A 12,419-nucleotide genomic window follows, 5' to 3' on the forward strand; every position below is an offset into this window, starting at 1 on the left:
CTAGTCGCGCTGATCGGCATCCGGCTGCGGCGTCACCTCGTCCTCGTGGCGCTCCAGTGCGACCTGACGAATCGACAGACGCAGCTCCGCCGGCAGCACGCGCTTGGCCACGCCTTCGGCCACCCCGCCGAGGTCGTCGTGGTAGCCGAGCTTGCCGTTGGCATCGGCGCTCAGCACATTCTGCTCCAGCAGCCCCTGGATGAAATGGCGGAACAGGCTCTTGTCGAAGAACTCCGGCGCGTTCAGCCCGTGCAGGATCGACAGGCGCTGGGCCATGACCGTGCAGAGGTTTTCCAGCTCCTCGGCAGTCAGGCTGTGCTGGCCGCTGTTGAGCAGCAGCGAGGTGGCCATGTAGAAGCGCTGCAACGTCTGCACGATCACCCGCGAGAGCAGCGTGAGCAGGACGAACTGCCGCGAACTCGGCGCCGGGCGCACGTAATTCTCGCCGTCCACCTTGAGCAGCCCCTGCTCGACGAACGCCGCCAGCCACTGGTCGATCACCGCCGCGAGTTCTTCCACTTCCCAGCGCATGAACAACTCGGCGCGCAGATACGGATAGAGCGCCTCGCTGTAGCTCAGGATCTGCGCGCGACTGATGCGCGAACTGCTCTGGAAGAAGCTCGCCAGCAGTGCCGGCAGGGCGAAGATGTGCATTACGTTGTTGCGGTAGTAGGTCATCAGTACCGCGTTCTGCTCGTCCAGATAGAGGATGTCGCCCAGCGCATCCTTCTGTTCGGCGATCAGCTCGAGGCTCTGCACGTAGGCGATCAGCGCTTCGCCATCGCCCTCCGGCAGCGTCGTGTGCGGCGAGTAGGGCACCGCGCGCAGTAGCCGCTGGTAGAGATCGAGAATCCGCGCCAGCGAACGGCGATCCAGCGCCTGACGGCTGGTGGAAAGCATCGCCAGCGCCACCAGATTCACCGGATTGACCGCCGCCGCCTCGTTCAGGCGCTGGGCGATACGCTCGGCCAGACGGTTGGTCGTCGCGTTGAGCCAGTCGGGGCGAAACTCCGGCGCATGGTTCTGCTGGCGCCAGCCCGGCTGTTCCTGATCGAGAAACTCGTTGAGCTTGAGCGGTTCACCAAAATTGACCCAGACCTGGCCGAAGCGCTGCCGGAGCGCACCGATGACCTTGAAGATGTCGAAGATCGATTCCTTCTTCTTCGCCGCGCCGCGCAGCTCGCCCAGGTAGGTGCGGCCCTCCAGCACGCGCTCGTAGCCGACATACACCGGCACGAAGAGAATCGGCAGGCGCGAGGAGCGCAGGTAGCTGCGCAGGGTCAGCGCCAGCATGCCGGTCTTCGGTCGCAGCATGCGCCCGGTGCGCGAGCGCCCGCCCTCGACGAAGTACTCCACCGGAAAGCCGCGGCTGAACAGCGTGTGCAGGTATTCGTTGAACACCGCGGTGTACAGCGGGTTGCCCTTGAACGAACGGCGCATGAAGAAGGCGCCGCCGCGGCGCAGCAGGCCGCCGATCACCGGCATGTTGAGGTTGATGCCGGCGGCGATGTGCGGCGGCGTCAGGCCGTTGCGAAACAGCAGGTAGGACAGCAGCAGGTAGTCGATGTGGCTGCGATGGCAGGGCACATAGATCACCTCGTAGCCGCGCACGGCGTCTTGCAGCGGCTCGATATGGCTGACGCGGATGCCGTCGTAGATCTTGTTCCAGAACCAGGACAGCACCACCTCAAGAAAGCGCACGGCGGTGTAGGCGTAGTCCGAGGCGATCTCGTTGGCGTAGCGCAGTGCGCGGGCTTCGGCCTTGTCGAGGGCGATGTTCTCGCGCGCGGCTTCCTCGCGGATCGCCTCGCGCACCTGCGGGCCATGCACCAGCCCCTTGACCAGGTTGCGCCGGTGCGACAGGTCCGGGCCGATTACCGCGGTCTTCTGATTGCGAAAGTGCACGCGCAGCATGCGGTGCACCATGCGCAGGGTACGCTCGTGGCCCTTGTTCTGCGCCACCAGCTCGTTGAGCTGGATCGGCGCGGAGAACTGCACGCGCGTCTTGCGCCCCAGCACCAGGATGCTGAGCAGCTTGCGCAGGCGCCCGGTGACCGCCCAGCTGTCGGCGAACAGTAGCTTCCAGGCGCTGGTCTCGCGGTTTGGCGACTGCCCCCAGAACACGCTGACCGGGATGATCTGCGCGTTCTCCACCGCGTTGTGCTCCAGCGCGCCGACCAGCCGCACCAGGGCCGGCGGGGCGGCCAGCCGGGAACGCCGGCCGAACCAGCTCGCCGCCGGGTTGAGAAAGAAGAACGCCGCCGGCTCGACATGCTCGCCCACCGCCACATCGGCCACCGGGCGCGGCAGCCCGGCCTTGGCGCACTCGACGTCGAGCACCGCCAGATCGCTCAGCGACGCCTGTTGCAGCACGTAGAACACCGGCTTGCTGCGATCGAGCTTGAGGGTGAAGGCGGACTGGTTGATGGTTTCCGAACGCACCCAGAGGTACAGCAGGCGGCGCAGCGCGGAGAAGATCAGACGGCGAACGGGGGAGCGGGTCATGCGTTGGATTCGACTGTGGAAAGGGGCCAGGCCCTCGAAGGGCGCAAGTGTGACGCATGCGGCGATGGCGGGCAAAACGTCGTCGAATCCGCGCGACCCGGAAGCGAACCGGCGGGATCGCTCCGGCGTCGGTCGTGGGCGCTTGCGTTCGGCGTCGGCCCTAAGACAACCAAGTGCGAAGAACCCGTTCTTCCGTGCCTAAGCACTCACCTTCCCATCGCCTCGGAACTTCAACCCGCCTCGGATGGTTTATGGTTGTCGGAATCCTCAATTCGCAACGGGAGTAAGACATGCATCCACGAGTTCAACAGGTCACCGAGCGCCTGGTGGAGCGCAGTCGCAAGACCCGCGAACGCTATCTGGCGATGATGGCCGCGGCGGCCAGCGAAGGTCCGCAGCGCGGCAAGCTGCAGTGCGCCAACTTCGCCCACGGCGTCGCCGGTTGTGCTTCGAGCGAAGACAAGCAGCGCCTGCGCCTGATGAACGAGGCCAACGTGGCCATCGTCTCGGCCTATAACGACATGCTCTCCGCGCATCAGCCCTACGAGCACTTTCCCGAGCTGATCAAGCAGGCACTGCGTGAGGTCGGTTCGGTCGGCCAGTTTGCCGGTGGCGTGCCGGCGATGTGCGATGGCGTGACCCAGGGCGAGGCGGGCATGGAGATGAGCCTGGCCAGCCGCGAGGTGATCGCCATGAGCACCGCGGTGGCGCTGTCGCACAACATGTTCGATGCCGCGCTGCTGCTCGGCATCTGCGACAAGATCGTCCCCGGGCTGATGATCGGCGCGCTGCGCTTCGGCCATCTGCCGACGATTTTCGTGCCCGGTGGGCCGATGCCGTCGGGCATTCCCAACAAGGAAAAGGCCGAGGTGCGCCAGCGCTACGCCGAGGGCAAGGCCAGTCGCGAGGAGCTGCTGGAGTCGGAGATGAAGTCCTACCACAGCCCCGGCACCTGCACCTTCTACGGCACCGCCAACACCAATCAGGTGGTCATGGAGATCATGGGTCTGCACCTGCCGGGCTCGTCGTTCGTCAATCCGTACACGCCGCTGCGTGATGCGTTGACCCGCGAGGCAGCGCGGCAGGTCGTCCGCCTGACGCATCAGGGCGGCAGCTATACGCCGCTGTGCCGGATCGTCGACGAGAAGGCCATCGTCAACTCGGTGGTCGCGCTCAACGCCACCGGCGGCTCGACCAATCACACCCTGCACATCCCGGCATTCGCCCGCGCCGCCGGCATCCAGCTGACCTGGCAGGACATGGCCGACCTGTCCGAGGTGGTGCCGACGCTGGCCAAGGTCTACCCCAACGGCCAGGCCGACGTGAACCATTTCCACGCCTGTGGCGGGGTGCCGTTCATGGTGCGCACGCTGCTCGACGCCGGGCTGTTGCACGAGGACGTGCATACCGTCGTCGGCAAGGGCCTGCGACGCTACATTCAGGAGCCGTTCCTCGACGGTGACAAGCTGGTCTGGCGCGACGGCCCGGAGCAGAGTCTGGACGAGAACATCCTGCGTCCGGCCATGCGGCCGTTCTCGCCCGAAGGCGGGCTGCGGGTGCTGGAGGGCAACCTCGGACGCGGCGTGACCAAGATTTCCGCCGTGGCGCCGGAACATCGTGTGGTCGAGGCGCCGGCGCGGGTGTTCATCGATCAGAGCGAGCTGGCCGCGGCATTCAAGGCAGGCGAGCTGGAGCGTGATTTCGTCGCCGTGGTGCGCTTCCAGGGGCCGAAGGCCAACGGCATGCCGGAACTGCACAAGCTGACGCCGTTCCTCGGCGTGCTGCAGGACCGTGGCTACAAGGTGGCGCTGGTCACCGACGGGCGCATGTCCGGCGCATCCGGCAAGGTGCCGGCGGCCATTCATGTCTGCCCGGAGGCGCTGGATGGCGGGCCGCTGGCGCGGGTGCGCGATGGCGACATCATCCGCGTCGATGGCGAAACCGGCGTGCTGCGCGTGCTGGTCGAACCGCTCGAATGGGCGGCGCGCAAGCCGGCCACGCGCCCGGAAGACCTGGGCATCGGCTGCGGCCGTGAGCTGTTCGGCTTCATGCGCGCGGCGTTCAGCAGCGCGGAGCAGGGCGCCAGCGCGTTCACCACCGGGCTGGAGGCGTTGCAGTGAAGACGGCACTGGTCGGCGATATCGGCGGTACCAATGCGCGCTTCGCCCTCTGGCGCGATCAGCGCGTCGAACAGGTTCGTGTGCTGCCCACGGCGGATTACGCCTGTCCCGAGCTGGCGATCCGCGCCTATCTGGCGGCGGTCGGTCAGCCGCTGGAAACGCTCGAGGCGGTCTGCCTGGCATGCGCCGGGCCGGTGGGCGGCGACGTGTTCCGTTTCACCAACAACCATTGGCAACTCAGCCGCGCGGCGTTCTGTGCGGACCTCGGGCTTGCGCAGCTGCTGCTGATCAACGACTTCACCGCCATGGCGCTGGGCATGACCCGCCTGCACGAGGGCGAACGCATCACGGTTTGCCCAGGCGAGCCCGAACCCGGCCGGCCGCGTCTGGTCATAGGGCCTGGCACGGGCCTGGGCGTCGCCACGCTGTTGCCATTGCAGGGCGGCGGCTGGCGGGCGCTGCCGGGCGAGGGCGGGCACATCTGCCTGCCGGTTGGCAGCGAGCGTGAGGCCGCGATCTGGGCTCATCTGCATCGCCAGCTCGGCCACGTGAATGCCGAAGCGGTGCTCAGCGGGCCGGGGCTGCTGGCGTTGTACCGCGCCAGCTGCGGACTGGATGGCCGCGCGGTGACGGTCGATTCGCCGGCGGCGGTCACCGCCGCTGCACTGGCGGGCGAGCCCTATGCGGTAGAGGTGCTGCAGCAGTTCTGCCGCTGGCTCGGGCGCGTGGCCGGCGACAACGTGCTGACCCTCGGCGCGCGGGGCGGGGTGTACATCGTCGGTGGGGTGGTGCCACGCTTCGCCGAGTTCTTCCTCGCCAGCGATTTCCAGCAGAGCCTGCGGGACAAGGGGCGCATGAGCGGCTATTTCGATCAGCTGCCGGTATGGCTGGTGACCGCGCCGTATCCGGGGCTGGAAGGTGCCGGCGTCGCCCTGCAACCGCTGTTGGAGGGCGCCTGAGGCGCGGCACCAGGGACGCAGCCGGGTGACCGGATAACGACAAGAAAAGGGATGCGATGTGAGCCAGACGGGAAAACAGCTGCTGCTGGTCGATGACGATCAGGAAATTCGCGAGCTTCTACAGGCCTACCTCAGCCGCTCCGGCTTCCAGGTGCGTACCGTGGCCGATGGCGCCGCGTTCCGCCAGGCGCTGTGTGAGCAGCCGGCGGATCTGGTGATCCTCGACGTGATGCTGCCCGACGAGGATGGCTTCAGCCTCTGTCGCTGGGTGCGCGAACACGAACGCCTGGCGTCGATGCCGATCATCATGCTCACCGCCAGCTCCGACGAAGCTGACCGGGTGATCGGCCTTGAACTCGGCGCCGACGATTATCTCGGCAAGCCATTCAGCCCCCGAGAATTGCTGGCGCGGATCAAGGCGCTGCTGCGCCGGGTGAGCTTCGCTCAGGAGCGCGGCAGCGATGTGCTGGCCTTCGATGACTGGCGGCTCGACATGGTCAGCCATCGCCTGTTCCACGCCGATGGCGAGGAGGTGTTCCTCTCCGGCGCCGACTTCGCCCTGCTCAAACTGTTTCTCGACCACCCGCAGCAGATTCTCGACCGCGACACCATCGCCAACGCCACCCGCGGCCGCGAGGTGATGCCACTGGAGCGCATCGTCGACATGGCGGTCAGTCGCCTGCGCCAGCGCCTGCGCGATACCGGCAAGTCGCCGCGGCTGATCCGTACCGTGCGCGGCTGCGGCTATCTGCTGGCGGCCCAGGTGACGTCGCAATCATGAACCTGCGTACCGGGCGGCGCCGGTTGTTGCCGGTGCCGCGCTCGCTGCTGGGGCGCATGCTGGCGCTGACGCTGCTGGCGGTATTGCTCGCTCAGGGGCTGTCGAGCCTGATCTGGCTGTCGCAGCTGCGCGCCAGTCAGACCGAAGGGCTGATCACCACGGCGCGCAGCCTGGCGCAGTCGATGGCCGCCAGCGTCGGCTACTTCCGTTCGCTGCCGCTGGGGTATCGGCCGCTGGTGCTCGATCAGCTGCGCAGCATGGGCGGCACGCGTTTCTTCGTCTCGCTCAACGATCGGCCGTTACAGATGCAGATCCTGCCTGAAACGCCACGCAAGCGGCTGGTGCTCGGCGAAGTCGACCAGGTATTGCGCCAGCGCCTCGGCAGCGCGGTGGACCTGACGGTGGAGTTCGTCAGCCCGGAAGACCTGCGCATCTTCAACAGCGGCATCGCGCTCGACGAGCTGCCGCGCTCCTGGGCGCACTATGCGCTGAGTTTCGAGCCCCTGGCGCCTCCGGTGCTGGTGACGCAGATCCAGATCGCGCCCGGCGAGTGGCTGTACCTCGCCACGCTGATGCCGGCGCCGTACGTCAGCCTGGAAGACGAGGGGCTGCCGGCGCAGCAGCTGTGGTTCATCGTGCTCACCACCGTCTTTCTGCTGCTGTTTATCGGCCTGCTGGTGCGCTGGCAGAGCCGTCCGCTCAAGCGCCTGGCCAAGGCCGCGCGGGACATGGCGGTGGGCGGGGAGATGCGCCCGCTCGCCGAGGTGGGGGCCAGCGAGGTGGTGGAGGTCAGCCGCGCCTTCAACAGCATGCGCGAACGCATCAACCGTTACCTGAGCGAACGGGGCCAGCTGTTCAGCGCGATTTCCCATGACCTGCGCACGCCCATCACGCGCCTGCGCCTGCGCGTCGAGCTGCTCGACGACGAAGCCGTGCAGGCCAAGTTCAGTCGCGATCTCGACGAGCTGGAGCTGCTGGTCAAGGGCGCCTTGCAGTGCGTGAAGGACACCGACATCCACGAGAACATCGAGGCGGTCGACCTGAACGTGCTGCTCGAACATATCGTCGAGCCTTATCAGGCCACTGACCGTGACTGCGTGACGCTCGCCGGCCGCGCGCTACGGCCGTATCCGGGCAAGCCGCTGGCGCTCAAGCGCTGCATCGGCAACCTGCTGGACAACGCGCTGAAGTACGGTGGGCGTGCCCATCTGCGTCTCGAGGACAGCGCCGAGCTGCTGGTGCTGCATGTCGACGATGAGGGGCCGGGTGTGCCGGAGCAGCGCCTGGAGCAGGTGTTCGAACCGCACGTGCGGCTGTCCGGCCAGCAGCAGGGCTACGGCCTGGGGCTGGGCATTGCCCGCAACATCGCCCACGCCCACGGTGGCGAGCTGAGCATGCGCAACCTGCCGGAGGGCGGCCTGCGGGTCACCCTGACGCTGCCGCGCCAGGCGTCGAGCGATGACTGAAACCCGCCGTTCTCGTGGCGCGTGACATTTCACCGCGGTTTGTAACCAGACGGTGACCATTGCCTATCCCTTCGTTACCCAGCGCCCCTTGCGGCGCGCATAGACTCGGATCAACGCAAGCGACCACGCCTTGCCCGATAAAAACAAGAAGGTGCTCAGACATGAAAGCGTTCCATCACCTCGCTCTTTCCATTTCCCTCGCCCTGCCGCTCGCCGCCCATGCCGGCGAGGTCGAGGTGCTGCACTGGTGGACATCCGGTGGCGAAAAGCGCGCCGCCGACACGCTGCAGAAACTGGTCGAGAAGAAAGGCCATAGCTGGCGTGATTTCGCCGTGGCCGGTGGCGGCGGCGAGGCGGCCATGACGGTGCTGAAGACCCGTGCCGTGTCCGGCAATCCGCCGGCCGCCGCGCAGATCAAGGGGCCGGACATTCAGGAGTGGGGTGAGCTGGGCCTGTTGGCCAACCTCGACGAAACCGCCAAGGCGGACAAGTGGGAAGAGCTGCTGCCCAAGCAAGTGACCAAGATCATGCAGTACGACGGCTCCTACGTGGCGGTGCCGGTCAACGTGCATCGGGTCAACTGGCTGTGGATCAACCCAGAGGTGTTCGAGAAGGCCGGCGCCACGCCGCCGAAAACCCTCGACGAGTTCTTCGTCGCGGCCGACAAGCTCAAGGCCGCCGGCTTCATCGCGGTCGCCCACGGCGGCCAGCCCTGGCAGGACGGCACCGTGTTCGAGGACTTCGTGCTGAGCATTCTCGGCCCGGAGGATTACCACAAGGCCTTCGTCGAACTGGATGAGGACACCCTCACCGGCGAGAAGATGGTCCAGGCGTTCGCCGCCCTGAAGAAGCTGCGCGGTTACATCGATGCCGATGCCGCGGGCCGCGAATGGAACCGCGCCACCGGCATGGTCATCGACGGCAAGGCCGGCATGCAGATCATGGGCGACTGGGCCAAGAGCGAGTTCACCGCCGCCAATCAGGTGGCCGGCAAGGACTATCAGTGCCTGCCGTTCCCCGGCACCCAGGGCAGCTTCGCCTACAACATCGACTCGCTGGCGATGTTCAAGCTCAGCGACGAGGAAAACCGCAAGGCCCAGGTCGATCTGGCGCGCACGGTGCTGGAGCCGGAGTTCCAGACCTTCTTCAATCAGAACAAGGGTTCGATCCCGGTTCGCCAGGACATGGACATGAGCGCGTTCGACGCCTGTGCGCAGCAATCGATGAAGGACTTCAAGGCAGCCGCGCAGGACAGCGGCCTGCAGCCCAGCCTGGCCCACGGCATGGCGGCGTCGAGCTACGTGCAGGGCGCGGTGTTCGACGTCGTCACCAACTTCTTCAACGACCCCCAGGCCGACCCGCAAAAGGCGGCCAAGCAACTGGCGGCGGCGATCCAGGCCGTGCAGTAACGCTGCGGGCGGATAACGCCGCCCGATTCCCGAAACGTGCGTCCCCGGTACAGGCCTTGGTCTGCGCCGCGGACGACGACATCCCGGATTTCCATGAGGGATCACATCCATGAGCTCCATCGCGCTTCAAGCCAGGCCCGCCAAGGCCTCGCCGCTCGACGCCCTGCAGCGCTGGCTGCCGAAACTGGTGCTGGCGCCGAGCATGCTGATCGTGCTGGTCGGCTTCTACGCCTACATCGGCTGGACCTTCCTGCTGTCGTTCACCAACTCGCGCTTCATGCCCAGCTACAAGTGGGCCGGCCTGCAACAGTACGAGCGCCTGTGGGACAACGACCGCTGGTGGGTCGCCAGCCAGAACCTGCTGGTCTTCGGCGGCCTGTTCATCGCCATCAGCCTGGTGATCGGCGTCGTACTTGCCGTACTGCTGGACCAGCGCATCCGCCGCGAAGGGCTGATCCGCACCATCTACCTGTACCCGATGGCGCTGTCGATGATCGTCACCGGCACCGCCTGGCAGTGGCTGCTCAACCCCGGCCTGGGCCTGGACAAGCTGCTGCGCGACTGGGGCTGGGAGGGTTTTCGCTTCGACTGGCTGGTGGACCCGGACCGGGTCATCTACTGCCTGGTGATCGCCGCGGTGTGGCAGGCCTCGGGTTTCGTCATGGCGCTGTTCCTCGCCGGCCTGCGCAGCGTCGATCAGTCGATCATCCGCGCCGCCCAGGTGGACGGCGCCAGCCTGCCCACCATCTACCTGCGCATCGTGCTGCCAAGCCTGCGCCCGGTGTTCTTCAGCGCACTGATGATTCTTGCTCACATCGCGATCAAGAGCTTCGACCTGGTGGCGGCGATGACCGCTGGCGGGCCGGGCTACTCCAGCGATCTGCCGGCGATGTTCATGTACGCCCACACCTTCACCCGCGGCCAGATGGGCCTGGGTGCGGCGAGCGCCATGCTGATGCTCGGCGCGGTGATGGCGATCATCGTGCCGTACCTGTATTCCGAGCTGAGGACCAAGCGCCATGTCTGACTTCGCGCAACCGCGCCTGACCCTCGGGCGCCTGACCATCCACGCCACGCTGCTGCTGGCCTGCGCGGCCTACCTGATACCGCTGATCGTGATGCTGCTGACCAGCTTCAAGACGCCGGAAGACATCCGCACCGGCAACCTGCTGAGCTGGCCGGAAGCGTTCAGCGCCATGGGCTGGCTGACGGCCTGGGACAGCATCGGCGGCTACTTCTGGAACTCGGTGAAGATCGTCATCCCGGCGGTGCTGATTTCCACCGCGCTGGGCGCCATCAACGGCTACGTGCTGTCGATGTGGCGCTTCCGCGGCTCGCAGCTGTTCTTCGGCCTGTTGCTGTTCGGCTGCTTCCTGCCGTTCCAGGTGATCCTGCTGCCGGCGTCCTTCACCCTCGGCAAGCTCGGCCTGGCCAATACCACCGCCGGCCTGGTGCTGGTGCACGTGGTCTACGGGCTGGCGTTCACCACGCTGTTCTTCCGCAACTTCTACGTCAGCGTGCCGGATGCGCTGGTGCGGGCGGCGCGGCTGGATGGCGCCGGCTTCTTCACCATCTTCGGCCGCATCCTGCTGCCGATGTCGGTGCCGATCATCATGGTCTGCCTGATCTGGCAGTTCACTCAGATCTGGAACGACTTCCTCTTCGGTGTGGTGTTCGCCAGTGGCGATACCCAGCCGGTCACCGTGGCACTGAACAACCTGGTGAACACCAGCACCGGCGCCAAGCAATACAACGTCGACATGGCCGCCGCGATGATCGCCGGCCTGCCCACGCTGGTGGTCTACGTGATCGCCGGCAAGTACTTCCTGCGCGGGCTCACTGCCGGCGCCGTCAAGGGTTGAGGAGAACAACAACATGGCATCCCTGGAACTGCGCAACGTCCAGAAAACCTACGGCAACGCCAAGGTCGAAACACTGAAGAACATCGCCCTGAAGATCGACGCGGGAGAGTTCCTGATCCTCGTCGGGCCGTCGGGCTGCGGCAAATCCACCCTGATGAATTGCATCGCCGGGCTGGAGAACATCACTGGCGGCGAGATCCTGGTCGACGGCGAGGACATCAGCCAGGCCAGCCCGAAGGATCGCGACATCGCCATGGTGTTCCAGTCCTACGCGCTGTACCCGACCATGAGCGTGCGCGACAACATCGCCTTCGGCCTGAAGATGCGCAAGGTGCCCGCGGCGCAGATCGAGGAGGAGGTGGCGCGGGTCGCCAAGCTGCTGCAGATCGAGGCGCTGCTCGAGCGCAAGCCGTCGCAGCTCTCCGGCGGCCAGCAGCAGCGCGTGGCCATGGGGCGGGCGCTGGCGCGGCGGCCGAAGATCTACCTGTTCGACGAACCGCTATCGAACCTCGACGCCAAGCTGCGCGTGGAGATGCGCACCGAAATCAAGCTGATGCATCAGCGCTTGAAGACCACCACCGTGTATGTCACCCACGATCAGATCGAGGCGATGACGCTCGGCGACAAAGTCGCGGTGATGAAGGACGGCATCGTCCAGCAGTTCGGCACGCCGCACGAGATCTACAACGACCCGGCCAACCAGTTCGTGGCAAGCTTCATCGGCTCGCCGCCGATGAACTTCGTCCCCGTGCGGCTGCGCCAGCAGAGTGGGCGTTGGGTCGCCGTGCTCAACAGCGATCAGGCGAGCTGTGAAATTCCGCTGGCGCTGCCGGCCGATGAGCAGTGGCACGCGCGTGACGTGATTCTCGGCATCCGCCCGGAGCAGATCGGCCTGGCCGACGGTACGGGCAACGGCTGCTCGCTGCGCTGCCAGATCGAGGTGGTCGAGCCCACCGGGCCGGACACCCTGGTGTTCTTCAGCCTGAACGAGGTCAAGGCGTCGTGCCGACTGGCCCCGGACCAGGCTCCGCGCGCCGGCGAAACCCTCGAGTTGCAGTTCGATCCGCACAAGGTGCTGCTGTTCGATGCGCACACCGGCGAGCGACTGGACCAGCGAGCTGCCCGCGCGGCGGGCAGCGGGCGGCTCGGTGTCATCGAGGCCTTGCCGAACGGCCGCACGCCTGGCGAAAGAGGCGTGCCGTACAGCGGGCGCGAGCGCAGCGGTATTGCCCGCTAACGCGCGCGCAGCGGCTCGACCCAGGCAGCGCTTGTCGCCGTGCTGACCTGCAGATAACGAATAACAACAACAGCGAACGG

At 66.4% G+C, this 12,419-nt stretch carries 9 protein-coding genes; 8 read left to right on the forward strand and 1 reads right to left on the reverse strand.

What is annotated here, in order from left to right; translation table 11 throughout:
* Window positions 1-2,505, reverse strand: a complete 2,505-nt coding sequence (plsB, locus tag NAV27_RS16350; protein ID WP_102829597.1) for a glycerol-3-phosphate 1-O-acyltransferase PlsB — start codon at window positions 2,503-2,505, stop codon at window positions 1-3.
* Window positions 2,506-2,795: 290 nt separating this feature from the next.
* On the opposite strand from plsB, the gene edd reads away from it, so the two are divergent.
* The 8 genes from edd to NAV27_RS16390 all read left to right on the forward strand — a co-directional run bounded on the left by edd (window position 2,796) and on the right by NAV27_RS16390 (window position 12,339).
* A complete protein-coding gene (edd, locus tag NAV27_RS16355; RefSeq protein WP_043297217.1) occupies window positions 2,796-4,625 on the forward strand; it encodes a phosphogluconate dehydratase in 1,830 nt (609 codons plus the stop codon).
* A complete protein-coding gene (locus tag NAV27_RS16360; protein ID WP_008570339.1) occupies window positions 4,622-5,584 on the forward strand; it encodes a glucokinase in 963 nt (320 codons plus the stop codon). Before edd ends, NAV27_RS16360 begins: the two co-directional genes overlap by 4 nt.
* Window positions 5,585-5,642: 58 nt before the next feature.
* On the forward strand, window positions 5,643-6,365 hold the full coding sequence (locus NAV27_RS16365) for a response regulator (protein ID WP_008570338.1): 723 nt from the start codon (window positions 5,643-5,645) through the stop codon (window positions 6,363-6,365).
* Window positions 6,362-7,831 carry an ATP-binding protein gene (locus tag NAV27_RS16370; RefSeq protein WP_054093274.1) on the forward strand — a complete coding sequence of 490 codons (1,470 nt, stop codon included), beginning with the start codon at window positions 6,362-6,364 and terminating at the stop codon, window positions 7,829-7,831. The genes NAV27_RS16365 and NAV27_RS16370 overlap by 4 nt, the downstream gene beginning before the upstream one ends.
* 161 nt (window positions 7,832-7,992) lie before the next feature.
* Window positions 7,993-9,240, forward strand: a complete 1,248-nt coding sequence (locus NAV27_RS16375; RefSeq protein ID WP_043297213.1) for an ABC transporter substrate-binding protein — start codon at window positions 7,993-7,995, stop codon at window positions 9,238-9,240.
* A gap of 109 nt (window positions 9,241-9,349) precedes the next feature.
* Window positions 9,350-10,267, forward strand: a complete 918-nt coding sequence (locus NAV27_RS16380; RefSeq protein WP_043297212.1) for a carbohydrate ABC transporter permease — start codon at window positions 9,350-9,352, stop codon at window positions 10,265-10,267.
* Complete coding sequence (locus NAV27_RS16385; RefSeq protein ID WP_102829596.1) at window positions 10,260-11,102, forward strand: carbohydrate ABC transporter permease; 843 nt, start codon at window positions 10,260-10,262, stop codon at window positions 11,100-11,102. Before NAV27_RS16380 ends, NAV27_RS16385 begins: the two co-directional genes overlap by 8 nt.
* Before the next feature lie 13 nt (window positions 11,103-11,115).
* Window positions 11,116-12,339, forward strand: a complete 1,224-nt coding sequence (locus NAV27_RS16390) for an ABC transporter ATP-binding protein (protein WP_054093273.1) — start codon at window positions 11,116-11,118, stop codon at window positions 12,337-12,339.
* Window positions 12,340-12,419 lie beyond the last annotated feature (80 nt).

The sequence above is a fragment of the Stutzerimonas degradans genome, from assembly GCF_024448505.1.
In the GTDB taxonomy this organism is placed as follows: domain Bacteria; phylum Pseudomonadota; class Gammaproteobacteria; order Pseudomonadales; family Pseudomonadaceae; genus Stutzerimonas; species Stutzerimonas degradans.

Coding starts and splice junctions, on each gene's coding strand:
- plsB (WP_102829597.1), bottom strand. CDS start 2,505: ATGACCCGCTCCCCCGTTCGCCGTCTGATCTTCTCCGCGCTGCGCCGC.
- edd (WP_043297217.1), top strand. CDS start 2,796: ATGCATCCACGAGTTCAACAGGTCACCGAGCGCCTGGTGGAGCGCAGT.
- NAV27_RS16370 (WP_054093274.1), top strand. CDS start 6,362: ATGAACCTGCGTACCGGGCGGCGCCGGTTGTTGCCGGTGCCGCGCTCG.
- NAV27_RS16375 (WP_043297213.1), top strand. CDS start 7,993: ATGAAAGCGTTCCATCACCTCGCTCTTTCCATTTCCCTCGCCCTGCCG.
- NAV27_RS16380 (WP_043297212.1), top strand. CDS start 9,350: ATGAGCTCCATCGCGCTTCAAGCCAGGCCCGCCAAGGCCTCGCCGCTC.
- NAV27_RS16385 (WP_102829596.1), top strand. CDS start 10,260: ATGTCTGACTTCGCGCAACCGCGCCTGACCCTCGGGCGCCTGACCATC.
- NAV27_RS16390 (WP_054093273.1), top strand. CDS start 11,116: ATGGCATCCCTGGAACTGCGCAACGTCCAGAAAACCTACGGCAACGCC.